Here is a 19823-nt window from a genome sequence, read left to right as displayed (position 1 = left end):
TTTATAAGGTTGTCGTCCTTATTTATCACATTAAGGAAATAAATGATGTCATATCATAATATATATGTAGTTTTCAAAGTACAAATGGTGGAGATGAGGAGATTCGAACTCCTGACCCCTTGCTTGCAAGGCAAGTGCTCTCCCAACTGAGCTACACCCCCATATTAAGTTTGTATAAACTTTCAAAACTGAACAGCAGATAATTCTCCCTAGAAAGGAGGTGATCCAGCCGCACCTTCCGATACGGCTACCTTGTTACGACTTCACCCCAGTTATTGATTCCACCTTCGACGACTTCTTCCAAAAGGTTAGATAGTCGGCTTCGGGTGTCTCCAACTCCCATGGTGTGACGGGCGGTGTGTACAAGACCCGGGAACGCATTCACCGCAGCATTCTGATCTGCGATTACTAGTAACTCCAGCTTCATGTAGGCGAGTTTCAGCCTACAATCCGAACTGAGAATGGCTTTAAGGGATTTGCTCCACCTCACGGCTTGGCTGCCCTCTGTACCACCCATTGTAGCACGTGTGTAGCCCTAGGCATAAGGGGCATGATGATTTGACGTCATCCCCACCTTCCTCCAGGTTATCCCTGGCAGTCTCTCTAGAGTGCCCAACCAAATGATGGCAACTAAAGACAAGGGTTGCGCTCGTTGCGGGACTTAACCCAACATCTCACGACACGAGCTGACGACAACCATGCACCACCTGTCACTTCTGTCCCCGGAGGGAAAGAGGAGATTAGTCCTCGGTCAGAAGGATGTCAAGCCTAGGTAAGGTTCTTCGCGTTGCTTCGAATTAAACCACATGCTCCGCTACTTGTGCGGGTCCCCGTCAATTCCTTTGAGTTTCACACTTGCGTGCGTACTCCCCAGGCGGAGTACTTAATGCGTTAGCTGCGGCACCGAAGGGGGTAACCTCCGACACCTAGTACTCATCGTTTACAGCGTGGACTACCAGGGTATCTAATCCTGTTTGCTCCCCACGCTTTCGTGCCTCAGCGTCAGTTACAGTCCAGAAAGCCGCCTTCGCTACTGGTGTTCCTCCCAATATCTACGCATTTCACCGCTACACTGGGAATTCCGCTTTCCTCTCCTGCACTCAAGTCAGACAGTATCAGGAGCTTACTACGGTTGAGCCGTAGCCTTTAACTCCTGACTTGAAAGACCGCCTACGCACCCTTTACGCCCAGTAAATCCGGATAACGCTAGCCCCCTACGTATTACCGCGGCTGCTGGCACGTAGTTAGCCGGGGCTTCCTCCTCAAGTACCGTCATTATCTTCCTTGAGGACAGAGCTTTACGACCCGAAGGCCTTCATCGCTCACGCGGCGTTGCTGCATCAGGCTTGCGCCCATTGTGCAATATTCCCCACTGCTGCCTCCCGTAGGAGTTTGGACCGTGTCTCAGTTCCAATGTGGCCGATCACCCTCTCAGGTCGGCTACTGATCGTCGCCTTGGTGGGCCGTTACCCCGCCAACAAGCTAATCAGACGCGGGTCCATCCTGTACCGAAAAATCTTTGATATAAAAGTCATGCGACTCTTATATGTTATCCCGTATTAGCATACCTTTCGGTATGTTATCCGTGTGTACAGGGCAGGTTACCCACGCGTTACTCACCCGTCCGCCGCTCTTCTCCGAAGAGAATCGCTCGACTTGCATGTGTTAGGCACGCCGCCAGCGTTCATCCTGAGCCAGGATCAAACTCTCAAAATAAAATTTCTACAATGTTGAATCCGCTCAGATGTTATCTCAAAATATCTGGCATGGTTTGTATGGCGTTCGAATTATTTATTCGAACTAAATATATCTGCTGTTCAGTTTTCAAAGTTCATTTAAAGTGGTGGACCATCAGGGACTCGAACCCCAGACCTACCGGTTATGAGCCGGGCGCTCTAACCAACTGAGCTAATGGTCCACTATATATTAAATATGGTGCCGAAGACCGGAATCGAACCGGTACGGGAGGATAAGTCCCGCAGGATTTTAAGTCCTGTGCGTCTGCCAGTTCCGCCACTTCGGCACATATACGTGGCTACGTCCTACTCTCCCAGGGGCCTTCGCCCCAAGTACCATCAGCGATAGAGAGCTTAACTTCTGTGTTCGGAATGGGAACAGGTGTATCCTCTCTTCTATAATAACCACATAATCTTTATTTTCAGAGATTGTACTCTGAAAACTACATACATATTAATCAAATCACCAAATATTTACTTGGTCAAGTCCTCGACCTATTAGTATCGGTAAGCTACATACATTACTGCACTTCCACCTCCGACCTATCAACCACGTAGTCTTCATGGGGTCTTACTTCCGAGGAATGGGAAATCTTATCTTGAGGTTGGCTTCGCGCTTAGATGCTTTCAGCGCTTATCCGTTCCGTACATAGCTACCCAGCCATGCCTCTGGCGAGACAACTGGTACACCAGCGGTACGTCCACCCCGGTCCTCTCGTACTAAGGGCAGATCCTCTCAAATTTCCTACGCCTGCGACGGATAGGGACCGAACTGTCTCACGACGTTCTGAACCCAGCTCGCGTACCACTTTAATGGGCGAACAGCCCAACCCTTGGGACCTACTACAGCCCCAGGATGTGATGAGCCGACATCGAGGTGCCAAACCTCCCCGTCGATGTGGACTCTTGGGGGAGATAAGCCTGTTATCCCCAGGGTAGCTTTTATCCGTTGAGCGATGGCCCTTCCACTCAGAACCACCGGATCACTAAGTCCGACTTTCGTCCTTGCTCGACCTGTATGTCTTGCAATCAAGCTCTCTTATGCCTTTACACTCTGTGCACGATTTCCGACCGTGCTGAGAGAACCTTTGAGCGCCTCCGTTACCTTTTGGGAGGCGACCGCCCCAGTCAAACTGCCCGCCTGACAGTGTCCCAAGACCTGATTCAAGGCCTCTGGTTAGAGTCCCAGTACTACAGGGGTGGTATCCCAACGGTGGCTCATCCAAAACTGGCGTCCTGGAATCAAAGCCTCCCACCTATGCTGTACATGTAGTACCAAGACCCAATGCCAAGCTACAGTAAAGCTCCATGGGGTCTTTCCGTCCTGTCGCAGGTATCCGGCATCTTCACCGGAATTACAATTTCACCGAGTCTGTTGTTGAGACAGTGCCCAAATCGTTACGCCTTTCGTGCGGGTCGGAACTTACCCGACAAGGAATTTCGCTACCTTAGGACCGTTATAGTTACGGCCGCCGTTTACTGGGGCTTAAGTTCACTGCTTCGATTGCTCTAACAGATCCCCTTAACCTTCCAGCACCGGGCAGGCGTCAGCTCCTATACATCGTCTTGCGACTTAGCAGAAACCTATGTTTTTGGTAAACAGTCGCTTGGGCCTATTCTCTGCGGCCATCTTTCGATGGCACCCCTTATCCCTAAGTTACGGGGTCATTTTGCCGAGTTCCTTAACAACAGTTCTCTCGCTGGCCTTAGGATACTCTCCTCACCCACCTGTGTCGGTTTGCGGTACGGGCGCCTTTAAACTCGATAGAGACTTTTCTCGACAGTGTGAATGCAGATGCTTCGCTACTAAATTTCGCTCCCCGTCACACCCCAGCATTGTATCCGTGGATTTGCCTCCGGATACTGCCTCAGTGCTTGGACGTGCATAACCAACAGCACGCTCATCCTGTCCTACTGTGTCATCCCATTTCTCAAACGCTTATTGGCGGTACAGGAATTTCAACCTGTTGTCCATCACCTACGCCTTTCGGCCTCGGCTTAGGTCCCGACTAACCCAGGGAGGACGAACCTTCCCCTGGAAACCTTGGGTTTACGGCCTGTGGGATTCTCACCCACATCTCGCTACTCATGCCAACATTCTCACTTCTTTACAGTCCACATGTCCTTACGGTCATGCTTCTGCCCAGTAAAGAAAGCTCCCCTACCCATCATAAATGATGCCGTGGCTTCGGTAGTAGGTTTTAGCCCCGGAAATCTTCGGCGCAGGATCACTCGACCAGTGAGCTATTACGCACTCTTTAAATGAGTGGCTGCTTCTAAGCCAACATCCTGGTTGTCTGTGCAATCCCACATCCTTTACCACTTAACCTACATTTTGGGACCTTAGCCGACGGTCTGGGCTGTTGCCCTCTCGACCGTGAATCTTATCACCCACGGTCTGACTCCCAGATAAAAGATGACGGCATTCGGAGTTTGATAGTCTTCGGTAGGTGCAATACCCCCTAGGACATTCAGTGCTCTACCTCCGTATCTCTGAATCTGAGGCTAGCCCTAAAGCTATTTCGGGGAGAACCAGCTATCTCCGGGTTCGATTGGAATTTCACCGCTATCCACAAGTCATCCCCGAGCTTTTCAACGCTCGTGGGTTCGGTCCTCCACGAAATTTTACTTTCGCTTCAACCTGCTCATGGATAGGTCACCCGGTTTCGGGTCTACGTCATGCAACTAAACGCTCAGTTAAAACTCGCTTTCGCTGCGGCTGCATACATGAAGTACTTAACCTTGCTGCATAACGTAACTCGTTGGCCCGTTCTACAAAAAGTACGCGGTCACACAAGAAATGTGCTTCCACAGTTTGTAAGTACAGGGTTTCAGGTTCTATTTCACTCCCCTCCCGGGGTTCTTTTCACCTTTCCCTCACGGTACTATGCGCTATCGGTCACCGGGTAGTATTTAGCCTTGGAGGGTGGTCCCTCCTGCTTCCCACGGGGTTTCACGTGTCCCGTGGTACTCTGGATCATATCGGAAGTCTTCTCACTTCGACTACAGGGCTGTTACCTTCTGTGGCGGAGCTTTCCAAAACTCTTCGTCTGTAATAACCTCTTCCTGATGATATGTCCGCAACCCCTAAGAAGCGAACTTCTTAGGTTTGGGCTGTTCCGCGTTCGCTCGCCGCTACTAGCGGAATCGAATTTCTTTCTCTTCCTTCGGGTACTTAGATGTTTCAGTTCCCCGAGTTCCCCTCAACGAGCTATGTATTCACTCGAAGATACCATGACATTACTCATGGTGAGTTTCCTCATTCGGAAATCTATGGATCAAAGTTTACGTGCAACTCCCCATAGCTTATCGCAGCTTATCACGTCCTTCATCGGCTCCCGGTGCCAAGGCATCCGCCCTGCACCCTTAATAACTTGACCAGTTACATTTGACATTTTTTAATAAGGTTGTCGTCCTTATTTATCACATTAAGGAAATAAATGATGTCATATCATAATATATATGTAGTTTTCAAAGTACAGTTTTGAAGGAATAAACCTTCAAAACCGAACAGCAGATAATTCTCCCTAGAAAGGAGGTGATCCAGCCGCACCTTCCGATACGGCTACCTTGTTACGACTTCACCCCAGTTATTGATTCCACCTTCGACGACTTCTCCCAAAAGGTTAGATAGTCGGCTTCGGGTGTCTCCAACTCCCATGGTGTGACGGGCGGTGTGTACAAGACCCGGGAACGCATTCACCGCAGCATTCTGATCTGCGATTACTAGTAACTCCAGCTTCATGTAGGCGAGTTTCAGCCTACAATCCGAACTGAGAATGGCTTTAAGGGATTTGCTCCACCTCACGGCTTGGCTGCCCTCTGTACCACCCATTGTAGCACGTGTGTAGCCCTAGGCATAAGGGGCATGATGATTTGACGTCATCCCCACCTTCCTCCAGGTTATCCCTGGCAGTCTCTCTAGAGTGCCCAACTAAATGATGGCAACTAAAGACAAGGGTTGCGCTCGTTGCGGGACTTAACCCAACATCTCACGACACGAGCTGACGACAACCATGCACCACCTGTCACTTCTGTCCCCGGAGGGAAAGAGGAGATTAGTCCTCGGTCAGAAGGATGTCAAGCCTAGGTAAGGTTCTTCGCGTTGCTTCGAATTAAACCACATGCTCCGCTACTTGTGCGGGTCCCCGTCAATTCCTTTGAGTTTCACACTTGCGTGCGTACTCCCCAGGCGGAGTACTTAATGCGTTAGCTGCGGCACCGAAGGGGGTAACCTCCGACACCTAGTACTCATCGTTTACAGCGTGGACTACCAGGGTATCTAATCCTGTTTGCTCCCCACGCTTTCGTGCCTCAGCGTCAGTTACAGTCCAGAAAGCCGCCTTCGCTACTGGTGTTCCTCCCAATATCTACGCATTTCACCGCTACACTGGGAATTCCGCTTTCCTCTCCTGCACTCAAGTCAGACAGTATCAGGAGCTTACTACGGTTGAGCCGTAGCCTTTAACTCCTGACTTGAAAGACCGCCTACGCACCCTTTACGCCCAGTAAATCCGGATAACGCTAGCCCCCTACGTATTACCGCGGCTGCTGGCACGTAGTTAGCCGGGGCTTCCTCCTCAAGTACCGTCATTATCTTCCTTGAGGACAGAGCTTTACGACCCGAAGGCCTTCATCGCTCACGCGGCGTTGCTGCATCAGGCTTGCGCCCATTGTGCAATATTCCCCACTGCTGCCTCCCGTAGGAGTTTGGACCGTGTCTCAGTTCCAATGTGGCCGATCACCCTCTCAGGTCGGCTACTGATCGTCGCCTTGGTGGGCCGTTACCCCGCCAACAAGCTAATCAGACGCGGGTCCATCCTGTACCGAAAAATCTTTGATATAAAAGTCATGCGACTCTTATATGTTATCCCGTATTAGCATACCTTTCGGTATGTTATCCGTGTGTACAGGGCAGGTTACCCACGCGTTACTCACCCGTCCGCCGCTCTTCTCCGAAGAGAATCGCTCGACTTGCATGTGTTAGGCACGCCGCCAGCGTTCATCCTGAGCCAGGATCAAACTCTCAAAATAAAATTAGTTTGTTAAATCCGCTCAGATGTTATCTCAAAATATCTGGCATGGTTTGTATGGCGTTCGAATTGTTTATTCGAACTAAATATATCTGCTGTTCAGTTTTCAAAGTTCATTTCTGTTTTGTTTCACTGCCCTCTCTCAAGGACAAGTATTATAATACCACCATTCATTTCCATCGTCAACACTTTTTTTAAACTTTTTTTATTATTTTATTTTTATATGCTTTTTTCAAGTTCTTCTAACTCGTTCATATTCAGTTTTACCAATGACTTCAGTGCTTCTTTTCTTTCTTCTTTATTTTCATATTTTTTAATAATTTTTTCTCTTATCTCTCCTAATATATCTACATATTCTGCAAAAGATTCATCATATATCTCTTCTAATTCTTCCCTAATTTTTGCAGATAATGCCGGAATTTTGCCACCTGTAGATATTCCTATTAATAAATCCCCTCTTTTTACATAAGATGAAACTGTAAAATCAGAAAGATCCCTACTATCAACAACATTTATTAACTTAGACTTTTTCCTGCAAATACAAGCAATCTCCTCATTAACCTCTTTGTTATCAGTAGCAGCCACAACTATATCAAATTTTTCTATATATTCTTCTTTAAAAATATCATTAATTAAATCAACCTTATTTCCTATCTCTAAAAATCTACTATCAAACTCTGGAGCTAAAACAGTAACACTCTTTCCAAAATCTAAAAAATTCATACATTTTCTCAGTGCTACCTTTCCCCCACCAACTATTATTATCTCCATATTGTCTAAATTAATATTTACTGGATAAAACAAAACTACACCTCTTTTCCCTATTTTCCTCAATTTCTCTTATTTTATTACCTTAGTCAAAAACTTATACAACGATTTATTCGTCTTTTTATTAATCTCTCTATCTTCAAAAAACTCTGGCATAGGTTCATAAGGACTCTGTTCTCCACAAATATCAGCCCCTATAATCTCATGCTCTACTAAAAATCTATTCAATATCCTTTTTAAAAGCTCTACAGACATCCCACCTTGACTCCAATTTGTCTTTGCATAATGTCTGCTCAAAACATCCTTATCTATAGAAACATACAGAGGTATATCATTCTTTATAAGCTCCAACTTTTCCTCTGCCACATGCTTTTCTAAATCTTGAAGGCTTATACACACCAATTTATCAAACTTATCTCTTGGCAAACCTTCAATATCATTTATATTCTTCTGACTCGGCCCTATCAAAATTAACTGCTCTAAATTCTCGTTATTCTCTAATACCTCTCTTGCCCAATCTCCACAACTAGTAAAACTGTGAATCATCGGAACTTGCATATCATTATGGTAATCAAACAAAACAAGAGAAAATTTACAATCCAACTTATCTACAAAAAACTCTGTCATATAATGATAATTTCCTGAATCTATAAAATGCACACCATTTGGACCGTATTCTCTCAATCTTTTATTGATTTCCTCTGCTGCTTCATCTGTGCAATACATATTGGTACCAGATATATCTGAACAATCTATCCAATCTGTATTATCCAAACTATCTACAACACTCCTAGAATATGTATTGCTAAAATTAACAACTAAATTTCTATCCTTATACTGCATTTTCTATTCATCCCTTTCAAAAGCTAGTCCCCACTAGCAAAAAAAGGAGGCATAAATATTAGCCCCCTTTTCCCCATATTCATCTATTATATATCAACTAAACAACTTTGTCTAATGTAAGCTATTGTGAACTATACTCAAAGCAGATTTCAAATCCTTAACATTTATCTGACCTGGTGCTGATGTCTTTCCAACTGCTCCAAAAGTAAGCACTGAACCAAAAGCCTCTCCAACTAACCTACTTACAACACCTAATTTTGACATAGACATTGTTATAATTGGCCTATTCGCATAATTAGTGTACATCTCTTCAGTAGCTGCAAGAAGGGTTATAACATCTTTTTTACTTTGTGGCATAACCGCTATCTTAGCAACATCAACGTTTAATTCTTGCATCTTCCTTAGTCTGCATACTATCTCATCTTTTTCTGGAGTCTTATAAAAATCGTGATTTGATCCAATTACTTTTACTCCCTTTTCATGTGCTGAATCTACAACAGCCTTAACAAATTCATCACCTGTAAATATTTCAACATCAATAGCATCAACTAATCCTGTATTTATAACATTTATATTTAGTTCTACGTATTTTTCTAATTCCATTGCCTTTTCTCCACCTTCTTTTAAAGTTCTGAAAGTGAATAATATAGGAGTTTCCCCTAGAATTCCTCTAAGTTCTTTTAAAACTTCTTCCGTTTTTTCAAAGTCTAATATATCCTCAAACCAATCCGCTCTAAATTCTACTATGTCTGCACCAATCTCTTTGTCTGTACCAATCTCTTTTACTTTTTTAGCCAAATCTACAATCTCTTCTTTGCTTTTTCCTACTATTGGTACACAAATTTTAGGTATTCCTTCTCCTAGTACTAAACCTCTTATTTTACAAGTATTCATAATTTATCTATCTCCTACAGGATTTATTTATCTCCTATAAGTACATCAACCACTCCAGCAATCGTACTCACTTCAGCCTCTTTATATACCTCAAGCCCAAACTCCTCTATCGTCCTACTAGTCACAGGCCCAATAGACACAAGTTTCTTGCCTTCAAGCAATTCCTTATAATTTCCACCTGCAATCTCAACAAGATTTTTCACAGTAGAGCTACTTGTAAACGTAACATAATCTACATCAGATTTTAGTACATCCTCTGCAACCTCTCTACTCTTCTCATCTATCACAGTCTTATAACTAAATACCTCTGTTACCTCACATATTTCCTTCAACTTATCTGCTAAAAATTCTCTAGCATTTTCAGACCTAGGAATTAAAATCCTATCGCTGCTTTTCACAGTTTTTTTCATCTCTTCAAATAGAGATTCTGCCACAAATCTCTTAGGAACTATATCAGCTTTTATACCTCTCTTCATAAATTCCTCAGAAGTACCTGCTCCTATTGAACAGACTTTCACTCCAAAGAATACCCTAGAATCAAGTCCCATATCGTCTAAAGTTTCAAAGAATAGTTCAACACCATTTCTGCTTGTAAATACAATATGTGTATAATTCCTTAAATTCTCTATCTCTTTTCTAAGCTCTGTATCGTCATTTTTCTCAATTTTGATAACTGGAAGCTCCACTGCCTTTCCTCCAAGAGAGTTTATTTTTTCAGAAAGGTCACTACTCTGTTTTCTAGCTCTAGTCACAACCACTTTCTTTCCAAATAAAGCTCTATTTTCAAAGAAATTCAGCTTATCTCTCACCTTTACAACATCTCCAACTACGATTAATGATGGAGCTTTTACCTTTTTCTCCTGTGCCACTTCATACGCATTCTCTAAATCTGTAACAACTGTTTTCTGATTGTATCTAGTAGCCCAGCTTACAAAAGCAACTGGTGTTTTAGGATCTCTACCTTCTTCTATAAGTCTATCACTTATATGTTTAAGGTTTCCTATACCCATTAAAAATACTAGTGTTCCCTTGCAGTTAGCAAGAGCATTCCAGTTTATCTCCTTGTCCTCGTCTTCTCTCAGATGTCCTGTAATTACATGGAATGAAGACGCATAATCTCTATGAGTTATAGGTATTCCTGCGTAACAAAGTCCACCTATTGCAGAAGTTATCCCTGGTACAATTTCAAAGTCTATACCTTCATCGTAAAGTACCTCAGCTTCTTCTCCACCTCTACCAAAAACATACGGGTCTCCACCCTTTAATCTAGTTACAATCTTTCCTTCAAGTGCCTTTTTTGCGATTACCTCGTTTATCATATCCTGTGGGAGTATATGATTGCTCGATTTCTTCCCAACATAAATAAACTCGCAATCTTCTTTGGCCTCTTTTAAAAATTCATCATTTGCAAGTCTATCGTATATTATTACGTCGGACTTTTTGATACACTCAAGACCTTTTAAAGTCATAAGCTTTGTATCTCCAGGCCCCGCACCTACAAGATATACCTTTCCTTTCATCAAAAATCCTCATTTCTATTATCTATTTAATTTGTATTAATCTATCCATTTTATTATTTCTATTATCTATTTAATTTGTATTAATCTATCCATTTTATTTGTGCTTTTATTTGTACTAATTTATTTATTTTCACTAATCTTTTTATTTTAATCTACAAATAATATTATTCTTCTCTGTGCTTTTTCAAAATAAGCTTAGCCAAATTGCTTCCAAGCTCTTTTGGATTATTTCTATCCCCTTCAAGAGATGCAACAGTTATCTTTTCTCCGTCCTCATCTCCAAAAATTCCAGTAAGAGTCAGCTTTTCTCCGTCTACCTCACAGTATGCACCCATTGGAATATGACAGCTTCCGTCTATTCCAGCAAGATAACTTCTCTCTGCATCAGTCTGAATCTGAGAAATCTCGTCTCTTATAGCATCTATCATTTTTTCAAGCTCTTCATCATTTTCCCTTATTTCTAAAGCAAGTGCTCCCTGTGCTGGTGCTGGTATCATCAAATCTACAGGAAGAAATTCTGTTATCTTTTCCTCTAAATCTGCTCTAATTATACCAGATGCAGCTAAAACTATCCCATCTAAATTTTCAGATTCGATTTTAGATATTCTAGTTTCTATATTTCCCCTTATTGGAACAATATTCAAATCTGGTCTTTTTCTTAAAAGCTGATATTTTCTTCTCTTGCTCCCAGTTCCTATTGTTGCTCCTATTGGAAGTTCATCAAAACTATTTAAACCTTCTCTAAGTATTATTACATCTCTCGGATCTTCTCTCTTTGGAACTGCTGCAAATTTTAAACCTTCAACTACCTCAGCTGGCATATCTTTCATACTGTGAACCGCTAAATCTATCTCACCTTCTAGTAGCTGACTTTCTATCTCTTTAACAAAAAGTCCTTTATCCCCTATCTTATCTAGTGATAAATGTAGGATTTTATCTCCCTTTGTTTTTATTATCTTAACTTCAAACTCAACCTCAGGGAATTTTTCTTTTAGTCTATCAATCGCCCAATTTGTCTGTATAAGCGCTAAATTACTTCCCCTAGTTCCTACTCGTATCTTCATTTCTATCGCCTTTCTATTTGTTTTTATAGCTTTTGTTTACTAAAATTGTCGAGAAATAAGAAATCTTATCCTCAAGTCCAGCTTCTCTTAAATCCTTGTAGACAACTTCTCTCTCCTGAGATGAGTTGCTGACAAGTATTGCATTATCAATCAATCCAAATTCCTCTAATTTAGATATTACTTCTTTGAAATTCTTATAAACCTTCATCAAAACTATGCAGTTGTAGTTTTGAAGTATAAAATCTAATTTTTCCTCTTCTATTGTACATGGAGTTACAACAAGTGCATCTGTATCCATAACAAGAGGGAAATTATTAGAAGATGCTATATTAGAGAATGAAGATATTCCAGGTATTGTAACCACTTCCACATCTTCACTAAGTCTTTCCATTATATAAACATAAGTACTGTAAATCATTGGATCTCCAAGTGTTACAAATCCTACATCTTTTCCGTTTATGTTTATCTCATCTTCTATTTCTAGAGCTATCTCTTCCCAAGCCTTTATCTTCTCTTCTCCGTTAAAATTCATCGGGAAATGTCTCTGTCTTATCTCTAAATCCTCTGGTAAATAGTCTTTAACTATCGACAAAGCTAAGCTTTCTCCACCCTTTTTAGGCTCTGGAGTAAATAATATATCTATCTTTTTTAAAGTCTCAACTGCTTTTATCGTAAGTAACGAGCTATCTCCAGGCCCTGTACCTATTCCATAAAATTTTGCCATTCTTTTCTCCTCTAAACCTCTTCAGCTTCTAATGCGTGCTGCACAAATTTCTGCTGAATTTTTTCTATCTCCCCAAGTCCTTTTAAATGAACTTCTGTTTCTATTCCTTCAGATTCTATTATAGTTTTCCAAGAATCCTCTTCATCTCCTGCCATATCATTCTGTGCGTGGTCTCCTGCAACAAGCATAAGTGGCATAAGATGTACCTTTTTAACATCTCTTTCTTTTAATCTTTTCACTACACTGTCTATTTCTGGATAACCTTCAACTGTCCCAACATATACATCTGCACCCATATCTCTAAAATAGTACTCTATTGCAGGGTATGCACTGTGGCTTTCGTGGTCAGTACCATGTCCCATAAGAACAACTGTTGAATCCATTTCATCTGTTAACTCTTTTACAGCTTCAACAGCTTCTTTGTAGTCCTCTATTCCAAAAAGAAGTGGTCTACCAAATTTTATGCTCTTAAATTTATCCTTATACTCAGCTATCTGATTTTTTAATTTTACGTATTCATGTCCACATATTATGTGTAATGTCTGAATAACTACTTCTTCGTATCCCATTTCATAAAGTCTATCCATAGCCTGAATTGGATTGTCTATTTCTATTCCATCTCTTTTTTTCAATTTATTTATTATCATATTAGATGTAAAAGCTCTAAAGAAATCATATCCTTCAAAAGCTGCTTTTATCTTATCCTCAACCGCATGTATAGTTTTTTCTCTAGTATCGTGGTAGCTAGTACCAAAACTTACAACAAGTATCGCCTTTTTCATATTATTTATCTCCATTTCTCTACAATATATTTATATTTTTCTAGCAATCAAATTTTGCTTCGTCTTTCCAAATATCTAGTATATCTTCAATATCTTTTAATTCACTAGTCTGATTTGGATAGTCCATTCTCTGTCTTTTAAGAACGAGCACATCTATCCCACATTCCTCACAAGCGTCAATTTTTTCTAAAAATCCACCTGCAGCTCCACTTTCTTTAGTTAGCATAAGGTCTATGTCGTAGTGCTTAATCATTTCCACATTCATCTCTTTTGAAAATGGCCCCTTCATAGCAATTATATTATCTGCATTGAATCCAAGCTTTTCACATTCTATAATCACTTCTGATGTTGGAAGTACTCTAGGGAATAATTCTATCCCAGGTAAATTTTCTCTATACTTAGCTAAATTCTTACTTCCAGTTCCAATAAGTATTCTTTTATATCCACCATTTTTAGCTATTTCACACATTTCATCAATACTATCTGAAAATCTACAACCTTTATAATCTATCTCTTCAAGTAAAGATTTTCTCTCATATCTTATATATCCTGTATCCGTAGTTTCTGCAGCTTTTATAGCATTTTTTGAAACTTCTGTAGCATAAGGGTGAGTTGCATCTATTATGAAAGAAATCTTATTTTCCATAATGAATTTCTCCATATCTTCCTCTGTCATTTTACCAAGATGAATCTGCTGCACCTTTCCCTCAGCTAAATCTTTTCCGTATTCAGTTGTTACAGAAAGTATATATCTGTTACAAAATCCTTTTTTATTTATTAATTCGCATATTTTTATGCTGTCCGAAGTACCACCTAAAACTAGTACCAAAAAATCACTTCCTATCTAAAAAATTAAGCCTCACTCTAATAAACTTTATCTTAAAAGTATAACCTTATACATTATAAATCCTTAGATTAAAGCCTAACCCTACACAGTATAACCCCTAGGAGTTATCATCATATCCTTATCTATAAATGTCGATTTATTCCCTACTATTACCATTGTAGTCATATCGACTATTTCAAAATTCATCGTATCAAATGTACAAATATGCTTCTCTTCTCCTTCTCTTCCTGCATCTTTTACAATTCCAACAGGAGTGCTTCCATCTTTAAATTCTCCCATTATTTCAAAGGCTCTAGCTAAATGTTCACTTCTTCCCTTGCTTCTTGGGTTGTATAAACAAACTACAAAATCTGCCTCAGCTGCAAGTCTTAATCTTTTTTCTATAACTTCCCAAGGAGTTAGAAGATCGCTAAGACTTATATGGCAGAAGTCGTGCATTATAGGTGCACCTAAAACAGAAGCTGCTGCGATACTTGCAGTAACACCAGGCACAACCTTAACTTTAATATCCTCGTCCTCTTTAACAACAAGCTCAAGAATAAGTCCTGCCATTCCGTAAATTCCAGAATCTCCACTACTTACAACAGCTACATTTTTTCCTTCTTTAGCTATTTCGACAGCCATTTTACATCTGTCAATTTCTTTTCTCATACCATTTTGTACAACTTCCTTATCAGAAATCATATCTTCTATTAAATTAATATATGTCTTATATCCAACTATTACATCTGAATTTTTTATTGCCTCAATAGCTTCAAGAGTCATGTACTCCTTTCCACCAGGGCCAATTCCTATAACGTAAATCATAACTTTATCCTTTCATTCTGCCAAAAGCAAAAGTTGTTCCATTATTTTTATACTTATCCGAAATAACATTTCCACTTAGGAGATATGCTGAAGGCTGTGCAACAGAATACACCCCAGTGTTTTTCTTTACAAATTCCGATTTATCAAACATATAATCACAAGTGCAAATCTCGTCTACATCAAATAGATTAAACTCTGCACAAAGAACTTTTGATAAATCTATCATACATTTTTCGTCTTTTTTTATAATCAAGCTCCCTGTCTTTACAATTGCAGCTGGATGTATGTTGTTCATGGCTGAAAAAGTAGAAAACTCTTCAATCATTTTTTCAGTTTTTGTATTTTTTCTGCATCCCATTCCTAGTGCAATTCTTCTAGGAACTAATTTTATATAGCTTAAATTCGCTTTTTCTAAATTATGTTTATCTGACTTATTATATTTATCTAAATTATCAACATTATGTTTATCTAATTTATCAATATTTTCATCTATCTTATCAACATATTCATACATCTTGTCAATAACTTCATCTACCCAGCATCTAAGCTTATCTGTAACTGAAACGAGTGCATCTAGTTTTGCTATTTCATCAATCTCAGTTTTTTCATCGATTAACTCAAATCCAGATAAATTTAGACTATCTTTTTCACTTTCATAATCCGAATCAAAATATATCCCCACTCGCTTGTCATCCACAAGATATGAATTTACAAGCTTTGCAGATTCTCTAAGGTTTTCCACATATCCACCGATTTTAGACACAATTACATCTAAAGCACCTTTTTTATTAGTGTCTGTAGATGTTGTAATTACTGGGTTTGCATTTAAAATATCTGCTATTTTTAAAGTTATTTCATTTGCTCCACCTATATGTCCACTTAGCAAACTAATCACATTATTCCCATTATCGTCCACAACCAACACAGCTGGATCCTCAAACTTACTCTTTAAAAATGGAGAAATACATCTAACCGCAATCCCACAGGCAGATACAAAAATTATACATTCGTATTTATTAAAAAGCTCTCCTGTAAGCTCTTTTATCCCTCTCTTTTGGAAAAATACATCTACATTTTCTAGCTCTAAAGCTATTTTTTTTGCAGTATTTTTTCCTTTTTCTGTAACAGCTATAATAGCTATTCTTATACTTTCCCTAGCAATAACAATATCTTTTTTAGATATTCCTTTTTCTAAAATCCTATCTAATTCTTTTTTACTTGCATTTAGAAAACTTGTATCTCTACAATTTAAATTTGAACAAGTGCTCTCTAAATTAAAGTAACTCTTATCTGAATTGATTTTAGTTTTCTCCATCTTCGTTTCCTCTGTACTCATGTACAAAATCTTTGTCGTATAGTTTTGAGTTGTTGTAGTCCTGACCTAAGAATCTTCCAACCATTATAAGAGCAGTTTTGTTTATTCCATTTTCTCTTACTTTTGCTGCAATGTCTGTAAGTGTCCCTCTTAAAGCCATTTCATCTGGCCAAGTAGCCTTATAAACTACTGCAACTGGAGTGTCTTCTGGATATCCACCCTCGATTAATCTTTCAACAACTTTTTCTATTTCCTGAACAGATAGGAAAATAACCATAGAAGTCTGATGTTTTGCAAATTCCTGTATAGATTCCTTTTCTGGGACAGGAGTTCTTCCTTCCATTCTAGTTATAATCACACTCTGAGAAATTTCAGGCACTGTGTATTCAACGCCAAGTGCAGAAGATGCACCTAAAAATGAGCTAACTCCAGGAGTACAGTCAAATCCTACATCTACTTTATTTAACTCCTCAACCTGTTCTCTTATTGATCCATATATAGAGAAATCTCCAGTCTGAAGTCTTACAACCTCTTTATTTTCTTTAACTCCTCTTTCCATAACATCTATTATTTCACCTAAATCCATAACCGCACTATTGTATATTTCACAATCTTCTTTACAGTAGTCTAATAGTTCTGGATTTACTAAAGAACCTGCGTATATAACTATATCTGCATTTTTTAAAAGCTTGTAACCTTTTAAAGTTATAAGCTCTTTATCTCCAGGTCCAGCTCCGACAAAATGAACTTTACTCATAGCAAACCTCCAAATTAATTTATTTTTCTGCTGATATTAAAAAAATAGGGTTCTGCGGTTTAAAATAATCCCCACTACCCAATTTTTCTAACTTTGATACAGACACCATGCTGACATCTATATCCCTAAATCCCTTATTTCTTAAAAGCTCTAATGCTTTATAGAAAGTGTCTATTATTATAAAATTGGCACATAATTTTCCACCTTCGTTTAAAATATCATACGTCCAATCTACTATTTCCTCTAATTTTTTTGCAGTTCCTCCTATAAAAACAGCATCAAACTTTTCATCTGTTTCAAAAGGAGCATATCCTTCTAAAATCTCTAGATTTTTCACACCAAATTTTTCCTTATTAGCCTCAATTAGCTCAACTGCGTGCTCATGTCTTTCAACAGCCACAACCCTCATGTTAGGATTTTTTAGTGCTGCTTCTATACATACACTCCCTGTTCCAGCTCCTACATCTAGGAAACTCTTGGCATTTTCTATTTCTAGCTTAGAAAGTGCAATCGCCCTAACTTCTTCCTTTGTTATTGGCACTTTACCTGTGATAAAGCTACTATTTTTCATTAAGTTTCACCTATTTCTGTAAAATATATTATTTACCTAAAATCTATGTTTCTATTCTATGTTTCTATTTATATATCGAATACTTTTACTTACATATTGGCTATTTATATATCGACTATTGCTCATCGTCTAATATTACAACGATATTCATATCATATTTTTCTATTTTTAAAATATCCCCTGGTTTTCCAATGGTTATTTTTTCATTATCGTATGAAAGATTTTCGCCGACAGCCATAGTTTTTTTCAAATCCCTTTTAATTATTTCCCGGGCAATTTCTCTAGGGCCAATTTTTGAATCTGTAACCATACACACTTTACTGTGAGATAGCAGATAGTCAAAATTAGGCTCTCTTCCATGACTACTAGTCATATATAAATCGTTCATATCTATTTTTATTCTCGAAAACATATACTGCATTGAGCTAATCCCCGGAATTATCTCCATCTTCTCATTATCTACATTTTTGCTCAGATATTTGCCTATTCCGTAGACAGATGGATCTCCAGATGCTATAACAGTTATATTTTTTTCTATATTTTCATTTATATAATTTTTTATTTCCACTAGATTAGCACCTAAAACAATTTTTTCTCCACAAAAATTCTCAAAAATCTCAAGATTTCTCTTCCCTCCGATTAGCACATCGGATTCATCGATAATTTTTTTGCCAATCTCGGTTATATAGCCCTTATTTCCAGGTCCTATACCAACTACATTTAGCATATCTTCCTCCAAAGAATTAAAACTCTATCCATATTTTATTTTCTATTATAATCTTCTGTTTCTATTTAATTCTCTATTTCTGTTTAATATTTTATTTACTAAGCATTCTATTTTCTAAAACTTTCCAACATTTCCTCAGCATTTTTACTTTTTCCAAGTACTGTCTTATCCATTTTAAAAATAAATACTTCTATCTCAATCTCATTATCTACATGCATCTCTGCTCTTTTTTTACACTTTTCGCAAATTATATCGAAAACCTCTCCAAATCCATTTTCATATACAATATCTGTAGCTTCCTCAGTTGTAAGGCAAGCATCAATCTTTCTCACTAAATCTGTTGAAGCTCCCATCAAAGCTAAATTTGCTATAAGTATTTCATTTCTAGCATCTGCAACCTTGCTGTGAGTGTTAAAAATTCCTGCAGATAATTTTATAAATTTACCAATATGTCCAGCCAAAAGAATTTTTTTAAATCCCATTCTCTTAGCCTCCATTAACATATATCCTAAAAAATTGCTCGTCCTAACAACAAAACTATTTTCTCCAATCCTATCTGAAATAAAGCTCTCTCCATGATTTCCTGGAACAAGTATAATACTATCCATTCCAAGCTCTTTTTTCATATTAAGCTCTATTGAAAGCGACTTTTTCCAACCTTCATCACTCATAGGCTCAACAATACCACTTGTTCCAATTATAGATATTCCACCTACAATTCCAAGTCTAGGGTTGAATGTCTTATTTGCGACTTCTTCTCCTTTAGGTATAAAAATAGTTATCTTTATTGCTTTTTTTCGATTATCTAAACTATTTTCATCACCTAAAATATTTTCTTTTTCTAAATTCAAACTATTTTTTAGACTACTTTTATCATTTAATACTTTTTCTCCACTTGCTTTTAAAACAGATTCTACTTCTTTTGCAATCATCTTCTGCGGAACTGGGTTTATCGCAGGTCTGCCTGGTTCTACACTCAAACCTTTTTTAGTGATAATTCCTATTCCCTCTCCAGAAAACACACAGAATCCATCTCCTTCAAAAGAAAAATTATTCTCGCTTTTATCTATCTCATCTTCATACACCCAAGTTGCCTTTGCAAATATCTCTATCCCATTTGTTGCATCTATATCATCTCCACCGTCCTTTTGTACAGAGCAGATTGAATAAATTTCTCCCGTATCCTCATTCTTTTTAATCTCACTAGAAACAACAGGAATAGATAAATATATACCCTTTGGCGTATCTATATTTACCGTATCTATTTTTTCATTGGTTAAAAGCATATACACAGCGGCCTTTGAAACTGCAGTTGCACAAGAGCCTGTTGTGTATCCTCTTCTGTATTTTTTCCCGTCTATATATACAAATTCTTCCATTATTATTCTCTCTATTTATATAATCTACATTATATAATCTAAGTTTAAAATTTTTG

14 protein-coding genes, 3 tRNA genes and 4 rRNA genes are annotated in these 19823 nt (G+C 38.8%); all 21 read right to left on the bottom strand.

Features of this window, described 5'->3' with window-relative positions; all coding sequences use genetic code 11:
- Positions 1-85: 85 nt before the first annotated feature.
- Positions 86-161, bottom strand: a tRNA-Ala gene (locus ACK2WO_RS03660).
- 52 nt (positions 162-213) lie between these two features.
- Positions 214-1716: ribosomal RNA gene (locus ACK2WO_RS03655) — 16S ribosomal RNA — on the bottom strand.
- Positions 1717-1841: 125 nt separating this feature from the next.
- Positions 1842-1918: transfer RNA gene (locus ACK2WO_RS03650), tRNA-Ile, on the bottom strand.
- 15 nt (positions 1919-1933) lie between these two features.
- Positions 1934-2023 (bottom strand) — tRNA-Leu (locus ACK2WO_RS03645).
- A gap of 6 nt (positions 2024-2029) precedes the next feature.
- Positions 2030-2146, bottom strand: a 5S ribosomal RNA gene (rrf, locus tag ACK2WO_RS03640).
- A 68-nt stretch (positions 2147-2214) separates the two neighbouring features.
- Positions 2215-5116, bottom strand: a 23S ribosomal RNA gene (locus ACK2WO_RS03635).
- A gap of 151 nt (positions 5117-5267) precedes the next feature.
- A 16S ribosomal RNA gene (locus tag ACK2WO_RS03630) occupies positions 5268-6770 on the bottom strand.
- The 16S, 23S and 5S rRNA genes sit together here with 3 tRNA genes alongside, the layout of an rRNA operon.
- 218 nt (positions 6771-6988) lie before the next feature.
- Entirely contained in the window at positions 6989-7573 is a 585-nt protein-coding gene (locus ACK2WO_RS03625) for a bifunctional precorrin-2 dehydrogenase/sirohydrochlorin ferrochelatase (RefSeq protein ID WP_178413002.1), read from the bottom strand.
- A gap of 36 nt (positions 7574-7609) precedes the next feature.
- Complete coding sequence (locus tag ACK2WO_RS03620) at positions 7610-8380, bottom strand: arginase family protein (protein WP_414698389.1); 771 nt, start codon at positions 8378-8380, stop codon at positions 7610-7612.
- Between the two features lie 111 nt (positions 8381-8491).
- The gene (gene aroD, locus ACK2WO_RS03615) at positions 8492-9274 is read right to left on the bottom strand and encodes a type I 3-dehydroquinate dehydratase (protein WP_414698388.1); all 783 of its coding nucleotides are present in this window, start codon (positions 9272-9274) and stop codon (positions 8492-8494) included.
- 23 nt (positions 9275-9297) lie between these two features.
- Complete coding sequence (gene cobA, locus ACK2WO_RS03610; RefSeq protein WP_414698387.1) at positions 9298-10794, bottom strand: uroporphyrinogen-III C-methyltransferase; 1497 nt, start codon at positions 10792-10794, stop codon at positions 9298-9300.
- Positions 10795-10958: 164 nt separating this feature from the next.
- Positions 10959-11858 (bottom strand): hydroxymethylbilane synthase, encoded by a 900-nt coding sequence (gene hemC, locus ACK2WO_RS03605; RefSeq protein ID WP_414698386.1) that lies wholly within the window; start codon positions 11856-11858, stop codon positions 10959-10961.
- Positions 11859-11871: 13 nt separating this feature from the next.
- Complete coding sequence (locus ACK2WO_RS03600) at positions 11872-12582, bottom strand: cobalt-factor II C(20)-methyltransferase (RefSeq protein ID WP_414698385.1); 711 nt, start codon at positions 12580-12582, stop codon at positions 11872-11874.
- An 11-nt stretch (positions 12583-12593) separates the two neighbouring features.
- Positions 12594-13364, bottom strand: a complete 771-nt coding sequence (locus tag ACK2WO_RS03595; RefSeq protein ID WP_414698384.1) for a sirohydrochlorin cobaltochelatase — start codon at positions 13362-13364, stop codon at positions 12594-12596.
- Between the two features lie 40 nt (positions 13365-13404).
- Positions 13405-14193, bottom strand: coding sequence for a precorrin-6A reductase (gene cobK / locus ACK2WO_RS03590; RefSeq protein ID WP_414698383.1), 789 nt, complete (start codon positions 14191-14193; stop codon positions 13405-13407).
- A gap of 99 nt (positions 14194-14292) precedes the next feature.
- Complete coding sequence (cobJ, locus tag ACK2WO_RS03585) at positions 14293-15018, bottom strand: precorrin-3B C(17)-methyltransferase (protein ID WP_178412994.1); 726 nt, start codon at positions 15016-15018, stop codon at positions 14293-14295.
- A gap of 4 nt (positions 15019-15022) precedes the next feature.
- On the bottom strand, positions 15023-16333 hold the full coding sequence (locus ACK2WO_RS03580) for a cobalt-precorrin 5A hydrolase (RefSeq protein ID WP_414698382.1): 1311 nt from the start codon (positions 16331-16333) through the stop codon (positions 15023-15025).
- A complete protein-coding gene (locus ACK2WO_RS03575) occupies positions 16320-17090 on the bottom strand; it encodes a cobalt-precorrin-4 methyltransferase (protein ID WP_414698381.1) in 771 nt (256 codons plus the stop codon). The genes ACK2WO_RS03580 and ACK2WO_RS03575 overlap by 14 nt, the downstream gene beginning before the upstream one ends.
- Before the next feature lie 19 nt (positions 17091-17109).
- Complete coding sequence (locus ACK2WO_RS03570) at positions 17110-17661, bottom strand: decarboxylating cobalt-precorrin-6B (C(15))-methyltransferase (RefSeq protein WP_414698380.1); 552 nt, start codon at positions 17659-17661, stop codon at positions 17110-17112.
- Between the two features lie 115 nt (positions 17662-17776).
- On the bottom strand, positions 17777-18388 hold the full coding sequence (locus tag ACK2WO_RS03565) for a cobalt-precorrin-7 (C(5))-methyltransferase (protein WP_178412990.1): 612 nt from the start codon (positions 18386-18388) through the stop codon (positions 17777-17779).
- Between the two features lie 107 nt (positions 18389-18495).
- Positions 18496-19767, bottom strand: a complete 1272-nt coding sequence (gene cbiD / locus ACK2WO_RS03560; protein ID WP_414698379.1) for a cobalt-precorrin-5B (C(1))-methyltransferase CbiD — start codon at positions 19765-19767, stop codon at positions 18496-18498.
- Between the last annotated feature and the right edge of the window lie 56 nt (positions 19768-19823).

The organism is Peptacetobacter sp. AB845 (assembly GCF_047528295.1).
Classification (GTDB): domain Bacteria; phylum Bacillota; class Clostridia; order Peptostreptococcales; family Peptostreptococcaceae; genus Peptacetobacter.
Note: the sequence above shows the minus strand (reverse complement) of the source record. Positions and strands in the feature narration are given on the sequence as shown.